Source organism: Aerococcus sp. 1KP-2016 (assembly GCF_002252085.1).
Lineage (GTDB): Bacteria > Bacillota > Bacilli > Lactobacillales > Aerococcaceae > Aerococcus.
Genome location: NZ_NEEY01000002.1, coordinates 1 through 22,390, shown reverse-complemented (window position 1 = coordinate 22,390; position 22,390 = coordinate 1). Strand labels below are relative to the sequence as shown.

Below are 22,390 nucleotides of genomic sequence, written 5' to 3'. Positions count from 1 at the left end.
AAGATGAATGATGGGATTAAAACGCAGAAAAGCATACATTCCTATGCAAGAGGACGATCAAAGCAAACAGAAATTGCCAAAGGATCCAAATAATCAAGCCTTTGTACCGGATGGTATGTGGCAGAAATGCCCACAATGTCACCAAACAATTTTAACGGATGATTTAGGTGCGGAGAAGATTTGTCCACATTGTCAGTACCATTTCCGTATCTCATCAAGCGAGCGATTAGCGAATATCATTGATAAGGGCACCTTCGTTGAAATGTTTCAATTAAAAGAAACAGAAAAGGAATCGGACCCCTTAAATTTTCCTAGCTATGCTGAAAAAAAGGCTAAGGCGAGAACGAACACAGGTCTAGATGAGGCAGTGGTGACAGGTGTCGGTGAAATTTTTGGTTATCGTACTGCAATAGGGGTGATGGATTCTTTCTTTATGATGGGATCTATGGGTACTGGACTTGGTAAAAAAGTAGCAGCCCTTTTTACCTATGCCACTGAACACGGCTTACCAGTTGTTATTTTTACGGCTTCTGGTGGCGCTCGGATGCAAGAAGGTACCTTGTCATTAATGCAGATGGCTAAAGTATCGATTGCTGTTCAAAAACATAGCCAAGCTGGTTTATTATATATACCAGTGTTGACTGATCCAACAACGGGTGGTGTGACAGCTTCCTTCGCAATGGAGGGTGATATTACTATTGCAGAACCAGGTGCGCTCATTGGTTTTGCCGGGAAGCGCGTAATTGAACAGACGATACGCCAACAATTACCAGAAGGTTTTCAAACGGCAGAACATCAATTGCATCATGGTTTTATTGATATGATTGTGGAGCGATGGAAACAAAAAGTCGTCATTGCAGAGTTGATGCAATTGCACGGTGTGAGAAAAGGGGCGAGACATTTTGAAAATTAAAGCAGAAAAACTGTCGAAACTTGTTGCGTCACCGAATGCAAATATGAAGAGAAAAGTACCAGCTGATGTGGTAACTGCTTCACGCGATATCCACCGTTTAACAACATCTGAATTAGCGAAACTTGTCTGTGATGTATTCTATGAAATGCATGGGGATCGTCGTTACGGTGATGATGGCGCCATTATAGGTGGTGTAGGTATGATTAATGGTAAGTCTGTAACCATCGTGGGCACAGAAAAAGGACATACCGTTCAAGAGAATATCCAACGTAATTTTGGCTCACCCCATGCAGAAGGCTACCGTAAAGCGATACGTTTGTTCCAGCAGGCGGAAAAATTTCGCCGTCCCGTTATTACAATTGTGAATACGTCAGGCGCTTTTTGTGATGTAGAAGCAGAAGACCGTGGGATAGGACAAGCGATTGCTGAATCTATGCAGACTATGGCAGGATTAACCGTACCTACAATTACGATCTTGATGGGTGAAGGGGGTTCTGGTGGTGCGCTAGCTTTGGCTGTTGCCAATAAGGTATGGATGTTGGAAAATGCGATGTATTCTGTATTATCACCAGAAGGTTTTGCTACGATTTTGTGGAAAGACCCAAGCCGTGTGCCCGAAGCTGCGGAATATATGAAATTTACAGCCCCAGATTTGCTTGATTTCAAGGTGATAGATCAAATTATTCCTGAAAATTATGGTAATCGCGCCTTGAGCCATGATGAATTAGCAATTATGATCAAAGATATGCTATTGACAGAAATTGAGGTTCAAGAAGCAATGAGCGCTGATACATTATTAGCGGCAAAAGAAGCTAGATTCCAACAATTTTAATGAAATAAGCTGAAAGTGACTAAATTTTATGATTTGGTCGCTTTTTTGCGTGGCTAAGAATTGAATCTTTTCGTAGATATGATAGGATTAGCATATGTAAAATGTACTAGGACGCTGTTTTAGTCAAAAATTTATAAATGAAAAATAAGAGGATTAATATGATGAATCAAGATAATGATTTTGAAAGGTCATTTAAATTAGATGTAGAAGAAAGTATTCAATTAATGAAGCAAGGCAATATGACCGAATCCTTGAAAATGCTATTAGTTGCGCGAAGAAAACGCAAAAGTGTTGTCGACTTCCGTAATTACACGATTGGCGTTTTATATGAAGAAGAATTAGAAACGGATTTAGTGGATATTTTTGCTTTATTAATTGAAGTTTATGGGGAAAGAGTCATGGCGGACCCCGACATTATTGATGTAGAAGCTGAAGTGCCATGGAAAGAATTTTATCAATTCATTCAAAAAGTACTTCAAGGTCAAATTAAATTAAGTTTGCCGCAACATGGGATATTATCACCAATCATGCAAGTAATTATAGTCCCTGAAATGATGTCTAAAATTGCAGCTATCGAATTAGATCCGGATGATGAGCAATCGAATGTTGAGGCGCTTCATGGTTTGCATACCTTGTTTGATAAGTTGCTGTTAACTGAACGGCCGTTGACGATTTTAGAGAAAGCACAAATTAATCACCTTTTAGAATTAGAAGATGATGTTTCTGCTGAAAAACTGCTGTCGTTTTTAAATCGTGACCGTGATTTTGTCTTTCAATCAGAAATTTTGCAATATATTCATGCGCATAAACATGATGGACGCAAGATTACCTTGAAGGATATTTATGATGAAACGCATGAGATAAGCTTAAACGATTTATTTGAAATTGAAACCAATCAACGGTTCTTAGATTTGGTTTCATATGTTGAAGAGGTCTATGTTCATGAACCATATAGAGTAGCCTATTTAATGGAAAATATTTATGATATTTATACGGTAATGTATCCTTTTGTTGAGGAGTTAGGTGCTATTGATGCAGAAGATTTAGTAGAAGGACTCACACAGCTAATGGAAAGTGGGGACCCGCAACATATTGAAAATCAAGTACTGAAGGATATTTACGATTACTGGTTCTATGAGTATATGCAAAATTTTGCGAGTTTTGATTAAAGTGAACGAATAGGTGAGTAGATGTTACGAATAGCAATAGACGGTTCAGTCGATGGGCAATTTGGTGCAGCTGGTGTAGGCATCGTGATCATAAATAACGGTCAGCAAAGCCAAATAAAACATGTCCTGCAAGGCCAAATGGAAAATCATGAAGCGGAATTTCGAGCGCTCATACATCTTTTGACAGTGTTAGAAGAGGAATCGCTTGAGAATGAAATGATTATTTGCCAAACCGATTCCAAAATTGTATATGATGCCGTCCATAAAAGACATCATAAACGAGAACCCTACAAATCTTTATTGCTGGAAATTCTCAAACATTTGGATAATTTCTCCATGTTTACCCTGAATTGGGTACCTGATCGAGAGAATAGAGGTGCTGATAATCTGGCACGCCAAGCCATGCATGAAGCGAAACATAAATGATTGGTATGGAAATGAAAGAGGGCAAGGATGCAGGTTACCTAGTGTAGCTATCAAATTTGTTCAGTAAAAAGCAAGTCATCAACGACTTGGCTTTTTTTATGCGATTATACGTCTTTTCTTGGACGAGGTTTGCGTTCGCCCCAATATTGGAAGAAGTCTGTACGAATGGCACCATTGTAAAGTTTACGTTTTTTGGTGGCTTTTTCGCCATAGAAATTTTCAAATAATAAGTCTGAAGTCAAAATATACTTGCTCCAAGTTTTCATTGGACGGTATACATTACCCATTTGTTTGTATAATTTATGGACATATTCTTCGTCATTCAATCGTTCACCATATGGTGGGTTTGAAATGATAACGCCATATTCTTTCTTAGTAGTAAAGTCTGATAATTGCATTTGTTTAAAGGTAATTTGATCACCAACACCGGCAGAAATAGCATTGGCTTTAGCAATTTCAATCATTTGATGGTCAATATCTGTACCTAGGATATCTAATTGAATATCTGTACGAATAGCAGCTTTGGCAGCTTCTCTAGCTTTAGGGAATTCACGTTCTTTAAAGATATCCCATGATTCGGAAACAAATTCACGTTTCATACCTGGTGCAATATTTAAACCAATTAATGCTGCTTCGATTAGGATAGTACCGGAACCACAAGTAGGGTCATATAGCGGTTTGTCAGGGAACCAAGATGTTAACTTGATTAGCGCTGCAGCCATGTTTTCTTTTAATGGGGCGCCACCTTTTTCAGTACGGTAACCACGTTTAAACAGGGAAGAACCTGATGTATCAATTGTGATTAAGGCTTGATCTTTATGAATTGAAACTTCGATTGGGTATTTGGCACCGGTTTCTGGTAACATACCGCGGCGATGATAATGCTCGCTCAAACGATTTACAATTGCTTTTTTCACAATTTTTTGGACGTTTGGTACGGAATGAAGGGTAGAGTTGACTGATTTACCTGAAACAGGAAATTCAGCGTCCATTGGTAAGATATCTTCCCAAGGTAAGGCTTTAGTCGCTTCAAATAATTGGTCGAAGGTAACGGCTTCAAAGTCGCCCATTACAATCTTCACACGGTCTGCGGTTCGTAGATTGATATTGGTGCGAGCGATATCGTTCAAATCACCTTCAAAACGGGCACGGCCGTTTTCAACTTGAACTTCATAGCCCATGTCGCGTAATTCTCGTCCTACTAGTGCCTCAATACCGGCAGCTGCGGTTGCGATTAATGAATATTTTGTCATTTTATTACTCCTTTTGCGTGGTTGATAAGTCAACGTTCTATTACATACATTCTACCACGGATCTGTATCAATAAAAAAAGGTTGGACAGAATCCAACCTTTGGCCTGAGTGTAAATTTCGATAAGCCATGTTCTGTTCCCCGGTATTTCAGGTAGAATACCGGTTCGGTAATCATCTATCTACTAAATAATTAGTCTCTTCTTCCGTTTGTTTCCAGTTGAAGAACGCCCCTACCAAAGTTTGGGTTGCTCGCTCGAGGGGTTTACCGCGTTCCATTCAAATATTTTCATATTTGACTCGTTTCTGTGGCACTTTCAAACTTACTCGCGCATAGTCGAAGACCTTAGCGGGTTTCAGTTGCCGTCAAATTAATGCTTTAGCTTATTTATTGGCTAAACACGAACACTACAAGCATTGCAGCTTGTGCGAGCATGGACTTTCCTCAGGTATAAAAATATACCCGCGATTACCTGAAATTTACAACTTCTTATTATAACATACTTATCTTAAAAGTACTAGTTATTTTTGAAAACGATGGTGTGATCTGTTTCATCTTCATCAGCATCATCTTCGAAATCAGTAGCGGCTGCTGTGTTTGTAGCAGATGCCCCTTGTCCACCAAATACGGCTTTTTCCAATTTGGATAGACGGCGAAGAATATCATAATTAGTTGTACCTTTAGGTTGTGGTTGGCTACTTGCTTTAGAGCGTTGGCTAGTCGTTGAGCGGTCGTCAGCATCATTAGTATTTGGTGATGCGTGTTTTACTCGTTCTAGTTCGTTCTTAAGTGAGGCAATTTCCTTTTCATATGATTCATAATCACGAATGATTAAGTCTAGGAATTCGTCAACTTCTTCAGTATTGAATCCGCGTAATGCGGGTTTAAATTCTTTTTGTAGTATATCTTTAGTCGTTAGGTTACGATCGGCCATTTAACTTACACCTCATCATTTTTATTTCTATTATTTATTATAGCATAGCTTTCATTTTTTGTAATAAATGTAACATAATAAAACGTTAAGATTATGTCAAATTTGCTTATTTTGATTGTTCAATGAAGATGGGCGAATATAGTCATTTCCTTGTTGGTATATTATAATAAGTGAAAACACTTTGGAATAGGGGCGTAAGGAAATGCAAACAGTCTATAGCTATATAGAAAAAGCACTATCAGATAGTCATTGGACCATTCCATGGCGTGTATCGTATGTATCTGTTGCGAAGCAGGTTGTTGTCCAAGCTTATTTACCGGTTGATGACCTGGGGGAAATTCAATTATTGGACGGCAGAAATCAACCGTTAATGGCGGTTGATTATTTAGAGTTGAAATTTATTTTAACGGAAAATGCCATAACCGGCCAAGCTTCTGATGAAGTGATGATTATTCAAGCAATTGATGAGGGTCATTTTACAATTGGCTATTTGGATGTTGTTTATCAACAAATGAATCAAATGATTTATAATGGTCGTTTGCAAATCAAGGAATTACTGGCTGGTCAAGTGACCGCAATTGAAATCAGATGGCCCGAGGAAACAGTGGCACAAATGGTAGCGACTCGAAAATCTGTGAATCGCTATGATGAAACACAATTACAACTAGGAGATGATAAGCATGATGTGGTATGAGTTAACCATTGAAACAGACCATAAGAGTGAAAATTTATTGACGGAAGTCTATGGGGCTTAGAATCTGCGGGGGTTTCAATAAGAGACGAACAAGATTATATTGATTGGTCGGATGATGGTTTTGGTTCAGTCAAAAATGATCAACCCCACCCAGGTGCTTATGAAAAAAATCCTGTTGTACTAGGTTATTTTTCGGATGAAAAAGATATCGAAGCAATTATTGCAGCAGTGAAAACCTATCAAACAAACTACAATGAGGGCTTACCAGAAGACCAACAAATTGTGATTTATGATATTCAATTTGGCGAATTAGAAGAAAATGACTGGGAAACAGCATGGCAAGCATATTATGAACCCATTCATATTTCTCGCTTTATGGACATAGTGCCCATTTGGGAAAAGGATACCATCGAACAAGACCCTAGCAAATATACAATTTTTCTTGATCCAGGTATGGCTTTTGGTACAGGATCACATGAAACCACTAAGTTAGCCCTACAATTACTAGAAATTGGCTTAGTAGGTGGTGAGTCTGTCATTGATGTGGGTACAGGTTCGGGTGTCTTAGCTATTGCAGCCAAAAAATTGGGCGCTAGCGCTGTTCGTGCATATGATTACGATGGTTCTATCTTATCGATTACAGAACAAAACTTCGCTTTAAATGACTTAGAAGGTGAAATTGAAGTATCACAAAACAACATTTTGAATGGTATTCACACCCAAGTAGATGTGATTACAGCTAATATCTTGTTTGATATTTTAACGCCATTGATACCGCAAGCATACGAAAATTTGAAAGATAACGGTATTCTCGTTCTATCAGGTATATTCCATGATAAAAAAGATGAAATGGTGACACTATTAGAGGCAAATGATTTTGAAGTTGAGCAAATGAATAATATGGGTGAATGGTTTGGTATCTTAGCTCGTAAAGGACGCGAATAAGATGCAGCGATATTTTATAGATGAAGAAACTGTAACACTTAACGCAAACTATCAAATGGATAAAGAGGCGTCACATCATATGTTGACTGTGATGCGGATGCAAACAGGCGATAAGATTTATGTAGTCACTAAATCACAACAAGTTTTTATTGGCGAGTTGATTGATAATCAAAATAAAATTGCAACGATTCAGTTTGTTGAAGGACTGGCCGAAAACAAAGAGTTAGACACACCTGTTACCTTGTTTGTTGGTCTGCCTAAAAATGATAAATTGGAATGGATTGTACAGAAAGCAACAGAGTTAGGCGCCAGTCAAATTGTCCCTGTCGCGATGCGCTATTCGGTGACCAAATGGGACCAAAAAAAAGCTGGTAAAAAAATTGAACGTCTGCAAAAAATTGCCCAAGAGGCTGCAGAACAAGCTCATCGAACCCTAGTACCAAGTGTTGGCAATTTAGTAACCAGTAAAGAAATGGCTGGGATGGTTCAGCATTTCGATCAAGTTTGTGTGGCTTATGAAGAAGTCGCTAAGCAAGGTGAGAAACACCGTTTAGTTCAAGTGTTTGAACACTTAGAATCGGGGCAGCAACTGGCTTTTGTGACAGGGCCAGAAGGAGGATTTCACCCCGATGAAATTACCTTATTACAAGAAAATCATGACAATGTTGCGATTTGTGGCTTAGGGCCACGAATTTTACGTGCAGAAACAGCCCCCATGTATATGCTATCTGCCTTGTCATACGCCCGCGAATTGTTATAATCTAGCTATTTTACAAGGTTATTGGCGGTTGAATTAGGCTAAATATGGTAAAATAGATTAAATAGTAATTCTCGTTGAAAGTAGGTGGCCAACTATGCCAAAGAAAAAGAACTATACCAAACAAGAGGTGCTTGATTTATGCGCCCGCTACATGACGGAATCGAAGGTTGCCTATGTCTCAAAGGCTGCTGATTTCGCAGAACGGGCTCACCGTGATCAAATCCGAAAATCTGGGGAACCATATTTTGTCCACCCCGTTCAAGTTGCTAGTATTCTAGCTGAATTAAAAATGGACCCGGATACTGTCATCACAGGATTTTTGCATGATGTTGTTGAAGATACAGGTATGACGTTGGATGATATTGCATATTTCTTCTCGCCAACAATTGCGACACTCGTTGATGGTGTAACAAAATTAGGTAAATTTAAATATAAATCACATGAAGAACAACTAGCCGAAAATCACCGTAAAATGTTGTTAGCTATGGCAAATGACTTACGTGTCATTATGGTTAAACTAGCTGACCGTTTACACAATTTACGGACGTTAAAATGGCATCGCCCTGAAAAACAGGTTTCTATTGCGACGGAAACGTTGGAAATTTATGCACCACTAGCTGACCGTTTAGGGATGAATCAGATTAAATGGGAGCTTGAAGATACTTCGCTTCGTTATATGGACCCTGAATCCTACTATTCAATTGTACAATTAGTGGATGCAAAACGCGATGAACGTGCACAATTTATTCAACAAACGATTGAAGAATTACAAACCCAAGTAGAGGCTTCAATTACAGGTAAATTCGAAATTTATGGTCGTCCAAAACATATCTATTCTATTTATCGTAAGATGAAAGACCAAGGTAAGGAATTTGACCAAATTTATGACTTACAAGCCATAAGAGTTTTAGTTGAAACAGTTAGAGACTGCTATGCGGTTTTAGGTATCGTCCATACGAACTGGAAACCATTGCCTGGTCGTTTTAAAGACTATATTGCCATGCCTAAAGCAAACATGTATCAGTCTATCCATACAACTGTGGTAGGTAACCAGCCTAGCCCTGTTGAAGTGCAAATCAGAACCTATGAAATGCACGAGGTCGCTGAGTATGGGGTAGCTGCCCACTGGGCTTATAAAATGGGTAATCATGAAAAAGTTGAAGCATCGCCACTTGATGCCCAATTAGACTGGTTTAATCAAATTGCTGAATTGCAAGATGATTCAAAAGATGCGACTGACTTTATGGAAAGTGTGAAAGAAGATATTTTCCAAGATAATGTGTATGTCTTTACACCAACGGGTGATGTAACAGAATTACCAGCGGGTTCATACCCATTAGATTTTGCTTATTCGATTCACTCCGAAGTGGGTAACAAGACAATCGGAGTTAAAGTAAATGGCAAAATTGAACCCTTAAACTACCAATTGAAAAATGGTGATATCGTTGAAATATTAACATCACCTAATTCTGCAGGTCCTTCGAGAGACTGGGTTAATTTAGTTAAAACATCACGAGCTCGTAACCGAATTAAACGCTTCTTTAAATTGCAAGACCGTGACCAAGCCATGGAACAAGGAAAACACGCCTTGGAAGAAACGCTTGAAAATATGGGTTATAAACTAAAAGAAGTTTATAAAAAAGATGACGTGGCAAAAACCCTTGACCGCTTCAACTTTTCAACCGAAGAAGATTTATTTGCCGCTATTGGTTTTGGTGAATTATCATCAACGGCCGTTGCGAACCGTTTAACTGAACGTGATCGCCGTTTAAAAGCTGCTGAGAAGAATAGAGAATCTGTTGAAGATACATTAAAAGAATCTGAAGAGCAGAAGAAATTACAAAAGAACAAAAAAACGTCAAGTCATGTCCGTCGAAAAGCTAGTAAATCTAGTTCCGGTGTAATTGTTGAAGGGCTTGACTCTTTATTGGTTCGCTTAGCGCATTGTTGTAATCCTGTACCAGGTGATGATATCGTTGGTTACATTACAAAAGGTCGAGGTGTATCTGTCCATAGACGTGACTGTAAAAATGTTCAAGTTAGTGCAGATGAACAAGATCGTTTGATTCCAGTTGAATGGGAAGATGGACCGAAGAATACAGAAAACAACTATGAAGTTGAAATCGTAGTTGAAGGTGAAGATCGATCAGGTTTCTTAAATGAAATTTTACAAGTCATCACACCAATTGCGGGCTCAGTAACCAATATTATTGGCAACGTTAATCATGATGATAATTCAGTAAAAGTTCGCTTGCGTTTTATCATTCAAAATGTCAATCAATTAGATAAGATTATTGACCGCGTTCGTTCAATTCCAGATGTATACGTGGTATACCGGGCAAAAGAATAATTTACATAACGTGGAGGATAGCAATGCGAATTATTATTCAGAGAGTAACTGGAGCTAGCATATCCATAGAGGATAAGCTTGTAGGAAAAATTGACCAAGGATTTATGTTATTGGTCGGTGTCCATGATGAGGATACGCCTGAAACGGTGGCCTATATGGCACGAAAAATAGCAAATATGCGCATTTTTGGTGATGACGAAGGCAAATTAAATTTAGCGATTGGCCAAATCGGTGGTGCGATTTTATCTATTTCGCAATTTACTTTGTATGCACGTACCAAAAAAGGCAATCGTCCATCATTTGTTGATGCTGCTAAACCAGATCATGGATTAGCAATGTATGAATTGCTCAACCAAACCTTAGTTGAAGACTATGGATTACAAGTTGAAACCGGTGAATTCGGCGCAGATATGCAAGTTTCACTCGTTAATGATGGACCTGTAACGATTATTTTAGATTCAGATGAAGCATAATATGGCAATTATTTGTAATAACCGGAGTGAGGACTCGTGTCCTGACTTCGGTTTTTTGTTTGTCGGGCGATATAGCGGTGGCCTAGCCGCATTTAGCTGTTGATGCATAGATGGGTAAGGGGCGAGAAATGGCAAGAGTCACCTCGCTAAAAGGATAAATCAGGCATAAAAAAGAGGCTGGGACAAAAGATTAAAATCATAGATTTTTCGTCCTTACAGTGTACGTTCCTTGAGAGCCGTGGGACCATTGAAAGCCAAGGTCTTTCAATTTGAAATCGAGCCAAGGTCTCGATTTCATCCTATTTCACGGATAAGGAACTACACTTTCAGTCCTTTAACCTGTGCCCATGATATATTTCAATCAAAATTGATAAGAATTTTTTCAAAGTAAAAGGCATACACAACTCTTATTAAGAATTGTGTACGCCTTTTTAGAGGCCTTTTGTCCCAGCCTCTTGCTGTATGGTGAACGATAGTATTCCTGAATAATGCGAGATTCAGTACAAAAACGCGAAATTGTATCGAATAAAATGTCATTCGATAAATAAATGATGATTCTTACTGAATGACGGCTCAGTCAGTACAAAGTATAAAAGCTATCTCGAATGGGGTGATATTCAATAAAATAATTTCATTTCTTATACAATAGCCATTTATTCGAGATAAAAACCCAAAAAATTCTCGAATGACAGCCTCATTCGAGAATCGCAGTTTTTTATACAAGTACGGGACAAAGCTTCCTCAGGTATGGTTCTGTATTTATGTCCCAGCCTCGTTTTGTTAGTTGCAAGGCTTATTGATAATAAATGGTTAGGGCATTATAAATTGAATCAGCTACTTGTTGCCAGTAACTTTCTTGGCTAAAGATAGCAACGTCATTTGGATTTGACATATAACCCAATTCAATTAACATACCTTGTCCTTGTAATTCACGTATAACTTGGAAATCACCGAATTTAATACCATTTGAAGGTAAAAGGGACTGTTCCATTAATTGGGCTTGTACTTCTTCAGCGACAGGGATGGAATCATCACCATAGTAGTAAACGGTTGTACCGGTTGCTGAAACACCTTCTGTAGAGTCATAGTGGAAGGAAATCATTAAATCTGCGGAAGCTTGGTTTGCTGTATATGCAACATCACTTAATGGGACATCTGTATCAGAATCACGCGTCATAATGACGTTTACGCCTGCTGCTTCAAGTTTTTCTTTGACCGCTAATGCAGTTTGAAGGGTAACTTCTTTTTCGTATAAACCATCTGTTAGGGCACCAGGATCGACACCACCGTGACCAGGGTCTAATACTATTGTTCGACCAGCTAATGTTGATGTAGATGCTGCAGCTTTTGCTTCATCAGCCATAGCAGTTGAGTTAGATTCAGATAACCAGTTGACAATATAACCTTCCGTTCCGTCGACAGCTCGGACATGATAATATTCATTTTCTTGACCTAAATAAGCAAATTGTTCATTTAAGGCTGCTTTAGTAATAATATTGCCATCCGTTGTCGCGGCATCACGTAGGTTTACCCCGTCAGCTGTAGCGGTGACAGTGTAGTCGTAATCAGCTAGGAAGTCATCATAGCTTGATTGTTCTTCTGCAGTGATATCAGAACTTTGTTGGTAGGCAATTGTACCAGGCGTGATATCGATGTCTGTTTGTTTTACCCAACCGATTTCACCATCCAACTGTAATTGAACCCAACCTTCAGCTTGGTAAAGGATTTGATATTTGGAATCCTTAGCTGTCTTCGTGATAATTTCAGCATCATCAGTATTTTCTTCATAGACATTCATTTCATCCACTAGGGTAGTGGCAATAAATTGGTTGGCTTCGGCAGATTGACTATCCGCTAACCAAGTAGGAATCCAACCAATTTCATGATTATCGAATAAGATATAATACCAATTATTTTCCTGTTTCATCACGCGATAAGGAGTTGCCCCTTCTACCTGGGACTTGATATCGTAGGTTATGCCTGGCCCCTCTCGTAAGTTGATTACGTCAGTGGTGAGGGTGCGGTAGGACTTTTGATTGAATTGATATAATTGAAAAGAAGAGAAACCAACGAGTCCTATCACTAATACTAAGTAAATGAGATAGGCGACTTTATTTTGCTGGAAATGGTTCTCCGAACGATCGCTCATGTATGTGCACCTCAAGTTTTTTACTAAATTTCATTTGAAAATAATTGAAATAAACGATTTGAATTTTCATCATTACAATTCAGTTTACCTTTATTATTTTAATTGGACAACAAGAAAATAATGACTCTTGACACTTTTTTTATTTTCGTATAAGATTAAGGACGATAATCCGAAGATAGAGCAAGAATAAACGGTTGCATTCAAAGAGAGAGCTAGTTGGTGGGAAAGCTCAATGTTGTTTATTTGTAAACACTCTGGAGGAGAATAGTGCAAAGCTATTCCGTTTCGCTCGTTACGCGTAAAGCAACAGGAAGACCTGTTGAAACTAAGGTGGTACCACGATATTAACTCGTCCTTATGTTCACAATTGTGGATGTAAGGGCGATTTTTTGTTTTTAAATTTAAAAGGAGGGTTTACGTGATTCAGAGACCAAAAGGCACAGCTGATATCTTACCAGAAGATATGAGTATGTGGCATTATATTGAAGAAACAGCTAGAGAAGTGTTAGATCAATATCGTTACTTTGAAATTCGAACACCAATGTTTGAAAGTTATGAATTATTTTCACGAGGTGTTGGTGAAACAACAGATGTAGTGACAAAAGAAATGTATGACTTTTTTGACAAAGGTGATCGTCACATTGCATTAAAACCAGAAGGAACGGCACCAATTGTGCGTGCCTATGTAGAAAATAAATTATACGCGCCAGAACAAGTGAAACCGTATAAAGTATACTATATGGGGCCAATGTTCCGTTATGAACGTCCGCAAAGTGGGCGTTTACGTCAATTCCACCAAATTGGGGTTGAGGTATTTGGTGGGGCAAGCGCCCAAACAGACGTGGAAACTATTGCCTTGGCAATGGACTTATTCAATAAATTGTCAATTAAAAATATCAAATTAGTGATTAATTCATTAGGTGATACAGCGTCTCGCTTGTCCTATCGTGAAGCCTTGATTGAATATCTAACACCATTTACCGACCAACTATCTGAAGATTCGCAAACCCGTCTACATAAAAACCCATTGCGTGTATTAGATTCAAAAGATAAGAAAGATATTGAAATCGTGGCAAATGCGCCTAGTATCCTAGATTATTTATCTGAAGCATCTGCTGATCGTTTTGCCCGCGTGCAAGAATTGTTAACTACTTTGGGTATTTCTTATGAAATCGATTCTAACATGGTTCGTGGTTTAGATTATTATAAAGATACAATTTTTGAAATCATGTCAGAGGACAAGGTTTTCGGTGCCCAAACAACAATTTGTGGTGGTGGTAACTATACGGGTCTTGTTGAGGAGCTTTCAGATGGTAAAGAATCGGTTCCAGGTTTTGGTTTTGGTCTTGGGATTGAACGTTTAATCTTATTGATGAAAGCGCAAGAAACGGCTGTGCCAGAAATGCATACGTTAGATGTTTATGTTGTAAATATTGGTGAAGAAACTGATACAGCTGCCATGAAAGTACTTCAACATATTCGTCATGCTGGATTTACTGCAGACCGTAACTTTACTGGTGCCAAACCGAAGAAACAATTCCGTGACGCTAATAAATTAGGTGCATCACTCGTGGTAACGATTGGTGAGTCTGAATTAGCGAACAACCAAATCACAATTAAACATATGGATTCAGGTAAAGAATTAGCTTATCCAATTGAAAAATTTGCGGATGACTTTGCCGCTATCTATTCAGAAATGACAAAATAATAAAATTTAAAGGAGATTATAAAACATGCAACGCACTGTCTATAATGGAAATGTGTCCAACGAATTTGTTGGCCAAACCGTTACTTTAAAAGGTTGGGTACAAAAACGCCGTGACCTAGGTGGAGTTATTTTCGTGGATTTACGTGACCGTGAAGGTATCGTCCAAGCTGTATTTAACGTTGAAAATTTAGGGGATAAATTCGCTGAAGCTGAACGTCTTCGTTCAGAATACGTAATTGAAATTACTGGTGAAGTGGTTTTACGTGGGGAAGGTCTAGCTAACCCTAAACTTAAAACGGGTGATGTTGAAGTAATGGTTTCAGATTTAACAATCTTAAACACTTCAAAAACACCGCCATTCCCAATCGAAGATGATATTGATGTAAATGACGAAATCCGTATGAAATATCGTTATATTGACTTACGTCGTCCTAAAATGGCTAACAACCTAAAATTACGTCATCAAGTTGTATCAACGATTCATCGTTACCTTGATGATCAAGCATTTATCGAAGTTGAAACACCATACTTAACAAAATCTACACCTGAAGGCGCACGTGACTATTTAGTACCATCACGTGTACATCCAGGTGAATTTTACGCTTTACCACAATCACCTCAATTATTTAAACAATTGTTGATGTCTGCTGGTATGGATCGTTACTACCAAGTGGTTCGTTGTTTCCGTGATGAAGATTTACGTGGGGACCGTCAACCAGAATTTACACAAATTGACTTAGAAACTACTTTCCTTTCTCAAGAAGAAATCCGTGATTTAGTTGAAGGTATGTTAAAAACAGTCGTACAACGGACAAAAGGTATCGATATTACTGAAGCTTTCCCAATCATTACTTATGATGATGCGATGGCAAGATATGGTAACGATAAACCGGATACTCGATTCGGTTTAGAGTTAGTTGAAATTTCTGATATCGTTGATCAATATGAGTTTAAAGTATTTAACCAAGCAATTGAAAAAGGTGGTATTGTGAAAGCCATCAACATTAAAGGTGCGGGTGACAATTACTCTCGTAAAGATTTAGACGGTTTAACAAACTTTGCATCTACATATGGTGCGAAAGGTGTTGCTTGGATTAAAGTTACTGATGAAGGTCTATCAGGTCCTATCGGTAAATTCTTTAAAGAAAATCCAGCACCATTAATGGAACGCTTAGAAGCTGAAACAGGCGATATCTTAGTCTTTGTAGCAGACAAAGCATCTGTTGTTAACCAATCATTATCTGAAATCCGTTTGAAATTCGGTCGTGAATTAAACTTAATGGATAAAAACCAATTTAACTTCCTATGGGTAGTTGACTGGCCATTATTAGAATATGACGAGGATGCAAAACGTTTCAACGCTATGCATCACCCATTCACTATGCCGAATGAAGAAGATGCGGATAAACTTGCTGAAAGCCCTGAAGAAGTGCATGCACAAGCTTACGATATCGTGTTAAATGGTTACGAAATTGGTGGTGGATCATTACGTATCTACCAAAAAGAAATGCAAATGCAAATGTTTAAAGCTTTAGGATTCACTGAAGAATCGGCACAAGCTCAATTTGGTTTCTTATTGAATGCGTTAGACTTTGGTTTCCCACCACACGGCGGTTTGGCATTAGGTTTAGACCGTTTAGTAATGCTTTTAGCTGGTGAAGAAAATATTCGTGAAGTCATTGCCTTCCCTAAAAATGGTCGTGCATTTGATCCATTAACAGAAGCACCAAGCCCAGTTTCTGCTGCGCAATTAGAAGAATTGTCATTATCATTAACAACGATTGATTTTGATTAATGCCGAATGAATAAATAGAGATAAGTTAGGCTTTTAGTCTAGCAACATCATTTATAAATAGTAAATACATATTGGTATGGTAAAATATACACATATGTATTTACTATTTTTTTGATGGAGGATGAATAATGAACAAAAAATCATGGATCATTGCCATTGTTGCAGTGATTATCTTGGTACTTGGTGTCTTAGGCACAAATTTAAGCCAACAAACCAGTATGAATGGATGGATGACCAGTAATAGTAATCCTTTAACAAGTGTGCAAAACACGATTGAATCAGGGGATGTAAACCGTCAAATTGCCGTGTTAAATGTAGACGGCACGATTATGGATAATAGTGGTGCTAGTTCCTTTAGCGAGGGAATGGACTACCAAGGTATTTTAGATGCTGTTGAAGCGATTAAGGGTGATGAAACAGTAAAAGCTTTAATGTTAAATGTAGATTCACCAGGTGGTGGCGTTTATGAAAGTGTTGAATTATATAACGCGTTAGCAGATTTAAAGGAATCACGTGATATCCCAATTTACGTTTCTATGGGGCAAACTGCCGCTAGTGGTGGGTATATGATTTCAATGGTAGCAGATCAAATCTATGCTGATGCTGAGACAACTACAGGCTCAATTGGTGTTATCATGCAAATTCCAAACTTTTCAGGTTTTATGGAAGAACATGGGCTAGCAATGGATACCTATAAATCAGGGGCACTAAAAGATATGGGTTCTTCTTACCGCGAAGCATCGGATGAAGAAAAAGATGTGTTAAATGGTTTAATTAACGAGAAATATAATCGTTTTGTTGAAATTGTAGCTCATGGACGTGGCCTGTCTACAGATGAAGTGAAAAAGCTAGCTGACGGTCGGATTTACACAGGTCAACAAGCTGTGGATAATGGTCTAGTTGATGCTATTGGCTATGAAGAGGACGCTCTAGCTGCTTTGAAAGCAGATAACAACTTGGAAGGCGCAAGTGTAGTCGATTATACGCCATCACAAGCAACTAGTTGGGTAAACGACTTTGTTGGCTTATTATCCAAAAATAACCTATTTACAGGAAATGAAGCTTCAAATGTTGCAGATGAAATGACACAAATTTTGGATGTACTTGAATCGACATCAACACCTCAATTCTATTATATGTACGGAGGTGAATAATATGTTTGGTCGCAAAAAGAAAGAAAAAGTAGATACAGTTGCGTTGCCCAAATTGAATGATCGCGTTTATGAAGGGTCAATCGAAAGTGCTTTTCAAGCGGGCCGAGCACAACGTAAGATAAAGAGTTTACAAACCTCACCACAAGAAATCTTTGCCAACTATCGTCGCAATTTAAAAATGGACATTACTGATGGCTATGCGCGCAATTTATATGCCGGTTTTTGGGTGCGATTGTTTGCATTTGTCATTGATATGATTATGGTCTATGCCTTACAAGCATTGGTAAGTGGGCTTGCAAATGTCTTGACACAAGGTCAATATGCTAGTCTAGATGTAGGTATTCTATATGTCATCAAACAAGTCGTGTTGATACTATACTTTACTTTAGCGAGTTTCTTTACAAACGGGCAAACGATTGGAAAAGGTTTACTTGGACTGCAATTAGTAAAAGATAATCAATATAAATTATCATTTATGACTTGTTTTGTTCGTGAAGGCTTGGGGAAATTTATCTTGTCAACCTTACCGTTTCTAGGTTTAATGGTCGTATTTTCTAGTAAACGTCAAAATTTCATGGATTATTTTACAGATACAAATGTGATTTCATTAAATCAATTTGCTATGTTATACGAAGAAAATGTGATTTAATGCACCTTTATCAAGCAGCAGGGCAGAAGTTGGATATTCTGTCTTGCTTTTTTCTTGAAGAGTATTATAATGATTTTAATGAAAACCTTTAACTTGCGTCCAGAGAGGCGAAAAAGGCACGATACGTTTTGTCATGAATTATATGGCTAGGACTGTTTCTTTTTTGCGCACGCAATAGAGGAACAGTCCTTTTTTGTTGAATGCAAAGAAAATTTATGGAGGTATTCCCATGGTAAAAGTGATTATGAACGAAAAAGAAATTAGTCGCGCACTAACCCGTCTAGCCCATGAAATTATCGAACGTTACAAGGGTATTGATAATTTAGTTTTGGTGGGTATTGAAACACGCGGTGTACCATTAGCCAACCGTTTAGGTGCAAAAATTGCTGAAATTGAAGGTCGTATTCCTGTAGAAGCAATCAATATTGAGGCTTATCGAGATGATGCAGAGGGTGACGTTGCGCCTGTTGCTAATAGTGAAGTAAATTTAACAGGTAAAAAAGTGATTCTAGTTGATGATGTATTATATACGGGTCGTACAACACGTGCTGCTCTTGATGCGTGCGTTGATTTAGGTCGTCCTGCTGAAATTGCGCTTGCTGTTTTAGTGGACCGTGGTCATAGAGAGTTTCCAATCAAAGCTGACTTTGTTGGTAAAAATATTCCAACTGCCAAAGAGGAAGAGGTAAAAGTGTCATTGAACGAAATTGATGGCGCAGACGAAGTTTTAATAAAATAATAGTTGACGATTACTTTAAGTTGGTCCGAGAGACTACAAGTGATTTTCCTATTCTCTAAATCTAGCTAGGTTAGTTTTAGGTGATATTCATATGGGAGAAGTGCATGTAGGTCCTTGGACACACATGCACTTTTTTGATGAAAGTAGGGAAATACATGCGACATTTTTTGACAGTGGAACAATTTACCAACGAAGAATTTATGATGCTTGTGAAACGTGCTTCGGATTTTAAACATGGTCGCGATACTTTTAAGAGTGATCGTACCGTGGTCAATATGTTTTTCGAAAATTCAACGCGAACCAAAATGAGTTTTGAAATGGCGGAACATAAAATTGGCATGCATCAAATGAATTTTGATGTAACGACGTCTTCGGTCAATAAAGGGGAGTCACTTTACGATTCAGTGTTAACAATGCAAGCAATTGGCGCGGATGTGGTAGTTATTCGACATCCGGATGCCAATTATCCTGATCAGTTGGTCAATCTGGATGTGCAAGTTGTGAATGCAGGATCAGGAACTGGTCAACATCCATCCCAATCATTGCTAGATATTATGACGATTTACGAAGAATTTGGTGATTTTCGTGGACTAAAAGTAGCCATTATCGGCGATATTCTATATTCACGCGTGGCCGTGTCTAACATGATGATGCTCAATCAATTAGGAGCAGAAGTGATTTTTGCTGGACCAGACCAATATTTCGATAAACGTGACGAGAAATACGGTGAGTGGATGTCTGTAGACGATGCTGTGAAAACGGCCGATGTCGTTATGATGCTGCGGGTACAATTAGAACGACACCCTAACGGTGATAAGCCTTTTGAAAAGGATGAATACCATCGTTATATGGCTTAACCCGTGAACGTTATTTAACCATGAAAGATACTGCAATTATTATGCATCCAGCGCCGGTTAATCGAGATGTCGAGATAGCGGATGAATTAGTTGAAAGTGAAAAGAGCCGAATTGTACAGCAGATGTCTAATGGTGTATATGCGCGTATTGCAATTTTGGAATGGGTATTGAAAGGAAGATATGATGAGCTTAGTAATCAAAAATGGTAAAACGGTAGTAGCAGGTAACCAATTAAAATCAATTTTTTTAAAAATTGAAAATGGAAAAATTGTAACCGTAAGCGAAAAAGATAATATTGTAGCTGGACCAGAGGATCAAGTGATTGATGTAGCGGGAAAACTAGTAAGCCCGTCATTAACAGATGTGCATGTTCATTTTAGAGAGCCTGGTTTTGAAGGAAAAGAAACGATTTTAACAGGAAGTAAAGCGGCGGCACGTGGGGGCTATACACGCGTGGCTGCTATGCCAAACTTAAATCCAGCACCGGATACGCCAGAAAAATTTGAAGCAGTACAAGCATTGATTGATCAAGATGCTGTTATCGAAGTTTTACAATATGCACCGATTACAAGTGAATTAAAGTCTGATGAATTAGTAGATATGGCGCATATCGATGCCTTTGCCTTTACCAATGATGGTTTTGGGGTGCAAACAGCTGGCACCATGTACCTTGCAATGCAGGAAGCAGCGCGTGTGGGCAAACCAATTGTTGCCCATACAGAAGACGAAAGCTTATTATTTGGCGGTGTTATGCATGAAGGTATTAAGAATAAAGAATTAGGTTTACCGGGTATTTTGAGCGTTACGGAAAGTAGCCAAATTGCTCGTGATATCCACTTAGCGGAAGCAACAGGCGTCCACTATCATATCTGTCATGTTTCAACAGAAGCTTCAGTTGCAGCTATTCGGGACGGTAAAGCGCGTGGCGTTCATGTAACTGCGGAAGTTGCGCCCCATCATTTAATTTTAAATGAACTAGACATTACAAATGATGACGCTAAATTCAAAATGAACCCACCTTTACGTGGTGAGAAGGATCAAGCAGCTTTGCTAGAGGGGCTGTTAGACGGTACCATCGATATGATTGCAACTGACCATGCACCGCATACCGCTGAAGAAAAATCAAAAGGTTTCCTGCATTCACCATTTGGTATTGTAGGTATTGAAACTGCCTTTGCACTAATGTATACGCATTTTGTAAAAACAGGGGTTTTGACCTTAGAAACACTAATCGAAAAAATGGCCATTAGCCCAACAAGCGTATTTGGTTTTGACACGCCAAGTTTAACAGTCGGATCAGATGCGAATATCGCCGTCTTTGATTTGGAAGCGAGCTATACAATTGATCCGAAAGAGTATCTATCTAAATCAACGAATACACCATTTAACGGAGAAACCGTATACGGTATGTGTGCTTTAACCCTTTTTGAAGGGCAAATTGTATATCAAGCCTAATTCGTTTAGTTGCATAAAGAAGAGTCAGTTGCCAGTATTCAAGGAGGAAAATATGTCTCGATTAAGCGTACAGTTACCAGGATTACTATTAAAGAACCCAATTATGCCAGCGTCTGGTTGTTTTGGTTTTGGTGAAGAATTTGCAGATAAATATGACTTAAGTATTTTAGGCGCATTAGTCGATAAATCAACGACTTTAGAGCCTCGTGTAGGTAACCCATCACCTAGATATTTCCATTCTGGTGAACGCATTTTAAATTCTGTAGGTCTTAAAAATCCCGGCGTGGAAGCTGTTTTAGCGGAAAAATTACCTTATTTAGCGCAATTTGACGTGCCTATTATCCAAAGTGTTGCGGGTTCAACCGTTGAGGACTATGAGCAAGCTGTTGCGGCATTGTCCAAGGCCGAAAATGTTAAAGCCATTGAACTAAATATCTCTTGCCCAAATGTGAAACAAGGCGGGTTACAATTTGGAACTGATCCTGAAATTGCTGCTGACTTAACTCGTCGTTGTAAAGCGGTCACTGATTTACCGCTTTATGTAAAATTAACACCAAACGTAACAGACATTGTTGCCATTGCGAAAGCAGTAGCAGCTGCGGGTGCTGACGCATTGGTATTAATTAATACCATAACGGGTCAAACTTTCGACTTAGAAACACGTAAACCAGTCCTAGGTGGTGTGACAGGTGGTTTATCAGGGGCCTCTGTAAAATATGTTGCACTGCGTATGGTGCGCCAAGTAGCGAGTGCGGTTGAAATTCCGGTTATTGGTGTGGGTGGCATTGAAACGGTTGATGATGTCTTAGAGATGATGATAGCAGGGGCGACGGCAGTTCAAATTGGTTCTGCAAATTATGCGAATCCAATGGTTTGTAAAGAAGTGATTGAAGCCTTACCAGCACGCATGGATGCCCTAAATATGTCTACAATAGAAGATTTAATTCTAGAAATGAAAGCCGAAATTCGTGGATAATACGAGATAATAGAAAAAAGGAGGATGTTGCCATTGAACCCCTACCAATAAACTGAACAAATAAAAAAGAACATTATACTGCCCACAAAAGATGATCCCGATAAGCAGTCGGGGTCATCTTTTTTAATTTTTTCTGATAACGATGATTGTTGTAAAATTCA

The 22,390-nt window shown here is 38.6% G+C and carries 20 protein-coding genes, 1 other RNA gene and 1 pseudogene; 17 read left to right on the top strand and 5 right to left on the bottom strand.

Features of this window, described 5'->3' with window-relative positions; genetic code table 11:
• Nucleotides 1-7: 7 nt before the first annotated feature.
• The 4 genes from accD to B9P78_RS00720 all read left to right on the top strand — a co-directional run bounded on the left by accD (nucleotide 8) and on the right by B9P78_RS00720 (nucleotide 3,340).
• Nucleotides 8-913, top strand: coding sequence for an acetyl-CoA carboxylase, carboxyltransferase subunit beta (gene accD / locus B9P78_RS00735; protein WP_369824292.1), 906 nt, complete (start codon nucleotides 8-10; stop codon nucleotides 911-913).
• A 43-nt stretch (nucleotides 914-956) separates the two neighbouring features.
• On the top strand, nucleotides 957-1,745 hold the full coding sequence (accA, locus tag B9P78_RS00730; protein WP_369824297.1) for a carboxyltransferase subunit alpha: 789 nt from the start codon (nucleotides 957-959) through the stop codon (nucleotides 1,743-1,745).
• A gap of 158 nt (nucleotides 1,746-1,903) precedes the next feature.
• Nucleotides 1,904-2,914 (top strand): hypothetical protein, encoded by a 1,011-nt coding sequence (locus B9P78_RS00725; RefSeq protein WP_094517688.1) that lies wholly within the window; start codon nucleotides 1,904-1,906, stop codon nucleotides 2,912-2,914.
• 21 nt (nucleotides 2,915-2,935) lie between these two features.
• A complete protein-coding gene (locus tag B9P78_RS00720) occupies nucleotides 2,936-3,340 on the top strand; it encodes a ribonuclease HI family protein (protein ID WP_094517687.1) in 405 nt (134 codons plus the stop codon).
• 104 nt (nucleotides 3,341-3,444) lie between these two features.
• Here B9P78_RS00720 and B9P78_RS00715 read toward each other — a convergent pair whose 3' ends face one another.
• The 3 genes from B9P78_RS00715 to gpsB all read right to left on the bottom strand — a co-directional run bounded on the left by B9P78_RS00715 (nucleotide 3,445) and on the right by gpsB (nucleotide 5,525).
• On the bottom strand, nucleotides 3,445-4,593 hold the full coding sequence (locus B9P78_RS00715; RefSeq protein WP_094517686.1) for a class I SAM-dependent RNA methyltransferase: 1,149 nt from the start codon (nucleotides 4,591-4,593) through the stop codon (nucleotides 3,445-3,447).
• A 116-nt stretch (nucleotides 4,594-4,709) separates the two neighbouring features.
• Nucleotides 4,710-5,071: RNase P RNA component class B (gene rnpB, locus B9P78_RS00710), an RNA gene on the bottom strand.
• A 37-nt stretch (nucleotides 5,072-5,108) separates the two neighbouring features.
• Complete coding sequence (gene gpsB / locus B9P78_RS00705; protein WP_094517685.1) at nucleotides 5,109-5,525, bottom strand: cell division regulator GpsB; 417 nt, start codon at nucleotides 5,523-5,525, stop codon at nucleotides 5,109-5,111.
• 202 nt (nucleotides 5,526-5,727) lie between these two features.
• Here gpsB and B9P78_RS00700 point away from each other — a divergent pair, with 202 nt between their 5' ends.
• The 5 genes from B9P78_RS00700 (at nucleotide 5,728) to dtd (ending at nucleotide 10,747) form a co-directional block, all read left to right on the top strand.
• Nucleotides 5,728-6,219: a hypothetical protein gene (locus tag B9P78_RS00700; RefSeq protein ID WP_094517684.1), complete on the top strand. Its 492-nt coding sequence runs from the start codon at nucleotides 5,728-5,730 to the stop codon at nucleotides 6,217-6,219.
• Between the two features lie 36 nt (nucleotides 6,220-6,255).
• Nucleotides 6,256-7,164: a 50S ribosomal protein L11 methyltransferase gene (gene prmA, locus B9P78_RS00695; RefSeq protein WP_369824296.1), complete on the top strand. Its 909-nt coding sequence runs from the start codon at nucleotides 6,256-6,258 to the stop codon at nucleotides 7,162-7,164.
• Between the two features lies 1 nt (nucleotide 7,165).
• Complete coding sequence (locus B9P78_RS00690) at nucleotides 7,166-7,924, top strand: 16S rRNA (uracil(1498)-N(3))-methyltransferase (protein ID WP_094517683.1); 759 nt, start codon at nucleotides 7,166-7,168, stop codon at nucleotides 7,922-7,924.
• Between the two features lie 94 nt (nucleotides 7,925-8,018).
• Entirely contained in the window at nucleotides 8,019-10,274 is a 2,256-nt protein-coding gene (locus B9P78_RS00685; protein ID WP_094517682.1) for a bifunctional (p)ppGpp synthetase/guanosine-3',5'-bis(diphosphate) 3'-pyrophosphohydrolase, read from the top strand.
• A 23-nt stretch (nucleotides 10,275-10,297) separates the two neighbouring features.
• The gene (gene dtd / locus B9P78_RS00680) at nucleotides 10,298-10,747 is read left to right on the top strand and encodes a D-aminoacyl-tRNA deacylase (RefSeq protein ID WP_094517681.1); all 450 of its coding nucleotides are present in this window, start codon (nucleotides 10,298-10,300) and stop codon (nucleotides 10,745-10,747) included.
• Nucleotides 10,748-11,540: 793 nt separating this feature from the next.
• Here dtd and B9P78_RS00675 read toward each other — a convergent pair.
• Nucleotides 11,541-12,896, bottom strand: coding sequence for an N-acetylmuramoyl-L-alanine amidase (locus tag B9P78_RS00675; RefSeq protein WP_094517680.1), 1,356 nt, complete (start codon nucleotides 12,894-12,896; stop codon nucleotides 11,541-11,543).
• Nucleotides 12,897-13,314: 418 nt separating this feature from the next.
• Between B9P78_RS00675 and hisS the strand changes: the two genes are divergently transcribed.
• The 8 genes and pseudogenes from hisS (at nucleotide 13,315) to B9P78_RS00635 (ending at nucleotide 22,229) form a co-directional block, all read left to right on the top strand.
• On the top strand, nucleotides 13,315-14,604 hold the full coding sequence (hisS, locus tag B9P78_RS00670; RefSeq protein WP_094517679.1) for a histidine--tRNA ligase: 1,290 nt from the start codon (nucleotides 13,315-13,317) through the stop codon (nucleotides 14,602-14,604).
• Between the two features lie 25 nt (nucleotides 14,605-14,629).
• Nucleotides 14,630-16,399 carry an aspartate--tRNA ligase gene (gene aspS / locus B9P78_RS00665; RefSeq protein ID WP_094517678.1) on the top strand — a complete coding sequence of 590 codons (1,770 nt, stop codon included), beginning with the start codon at nucleotides 14,630-14,632 and terminating at the stop codon, nucleotides 16,397-16,399.
• 128 nt (nucleotides 16,400-16,527) lie between these two features.
• Nucleotides 16,528-17,553, top strand: a complete 1,026-nt coding sequence (sppA, locus tag B9P78_RS00660) for a signal peptide peptidase SppA (protein WP_094517677.1) — start codon at nucleotides 16,528-16,530, stop codon at nucleotides 17,551-17,553.
• A gap of 1 nt (nucleotide 17,554) precedes the next feature.
• Entirely contained in the window at nucleotides 17,555-18,202 is a 648-nt protein-coding gene (locus B9P78_RS00655) for an RDD family protein (protein WP_094517676.1), read from the top strand.
• 229 nt (nucleotides 18,203-18,431) lie between these two features.
• Nucleotides 18,432-18,941: a bifunctional pyr operon transcriptional regulator/uracil phosphoribosyltransferase PyrR gene (gene pyrR, locus B9P78_RS00650; RefSeq protein WP_094517675.1), complete on the top strand. Its 510-nt coding sequence runs from the start codon at nucleotides 18,432-18,434 to the stop codon at nucleotides 18,939-18,941.
• 155 nt (nucleotides 18,942-19,096) lie between these two features.
• Nucleotides 19,097-20,007, top strand: a pseudogene (locus tag B9P78_RS00645) (aspartate carbamoyltransferase catalytic subunit).
• Nucleotides 19,982-21,253, top strand: a complete 1,272-nt coding sequence (locus B9P78_RS00640; protein ID WP_094517674.1) for a dihydroorotase — start codon at nucleotides 19,982-19,984, stop codon at nucleotides 21,251-21,253. Before B9P78_RS00645 ends, B9P78_RS00640 begins: the two are co-directional and overlap by 26 nt.
• 52 nt (nucleotides 21,254-21,305) lie before the next feature.
• Nucleotides 21,306-22,229 carry a dihydroorotate dehydrogenase gene (locus tag B9P78_RS00635; protein ID WP_094517673.1) on the top strand — a complete coding sequence of 308 codons (924 nt, stop codon included), beginning with the start codon at nucleotides 21,306-21,308 and terminating at the stop codon, nucleotides 22,227-22,229.
• 73 nt (nucleotides 22,230-22,302) lie between these two features.
• Here the strand turns inward: B9P78_RS00635 and B9P78_RS10625 are convergent.
• A partial coding sequence (locus B9P78_RS10625; RefSeq protein ID WP_148138560.1) for an IS3 family transposase occupies nucleotides 22,303-22,390 on the bottom strand: 88 nt, incomplete at its 5' end.

Coding starts and splice junctions, on each gene's coding strand:
- accD (WP_369824292.1), top strand. CDS start 8: ATGATGGGATTAAAACGCAGAAAAGCATACATTCCTATGCAAGAGGAC.
- accA (WP_369824297.1), top strand. CDS start 957: ATGAAGAGAAAAGTACCAGCTGATGTGGTAACTGCTTCACGCGATATC.
- B9P78_RS00725 (WP_094517688.1), top strand. CDS start 1,904: ATGATGAATCAAGATAATGATTTTGAAAGGTCATTTAAATTAGATGTA.
- B9P78_RS00720 (WP_094517687.1), top strand. CDS start 2,936: ATGTTACGAATAGCAATAGACGGTTCAGTCGATGGGCAATTTGGTGCA.
- B9P78_RS00715 (WP_094517686.1), bottom strand. CDS start 4,593: ATGACAAAATATTCATTAATCGCAACCGCAGCTGCCGGTATTGAGGCA.
- gpsB (WP_094517685.1), bottom strand. CDS start 5,525: ATGGCCGATCGTAACCTAACGACTAAAGATATACTACAAAAAGAATTT.
- B9P78_RS00700 (WP_094517684.1), top strand. CDS start 5,728: ATGCAAACAGTCTATAGCTATATAGAAAAAGCACTATCAGATAGTCAT.
- B9P78_RS00690 (WP_094517683.1), top strand. CDS start 7,166: ATGCAGCGATATTTTATAGATGAAGAAACTGTAACACTTAACGCAAAC.
- B9P78_RS00685 (WP_094517682.1), top strand. CDS start 8,019: ATGCCAAAGAAAAAGAACTATACCAAACAAGAGGTGCTTGATTTATGC.
- dtd (WP_094517681.1), top strand. CDS start 10,298: ATGCGAATTATTATTCAGAGAGTAACTGGAGCTAGCATATCCATAGAG.
- B9P78_RS00675 (WP_094517680.1), bottom strand. CDS start 12,896: ATGAGCGATCGTTCGGAGAACCATTTCCAGCAAAATAAAGTCGCCTAT.
- aspS (WP_094517678.1), top strand. CDS start 14,630: ATGCAACGCACTGTCTATAATGGAAATGTGTCCAACGAATTTGTTGGC.
- sppA (WP_094517677.1), top strand. CDS start 16,528: ATGAACAAAAAATCATGGATCATTGCCATTGTTGCAGTGATTATCTTG.
- B9P78_RS00655 (WP_094517676.1), top strand. CDS start 17,555: ATGTTTGGTCGCAAAAAGAAAGAAAAAGTAGATACAGTTGCGTTGCCC.
- pyrR (WP_094517675.1), top strand. CDS start 18,432: ATGGTAAAAGTGATTATGAACGAAAAAGAAATTAGTCGCGCACTAACC.
- B9P78_RS00640 (WP_094517674.1), top strand. CDS start 19,982: ATGAGCTTAGTAATCAAAAATGGTAAAACGGTAGTAGCAGGTAACCAA.
- B9P78_RS00635 (WP_094517673.1), top strand. CDS start 21,306: ATGTCTCGATTAAGCGTACAGTTACCAGGATTACTATTAAAGAACCCA.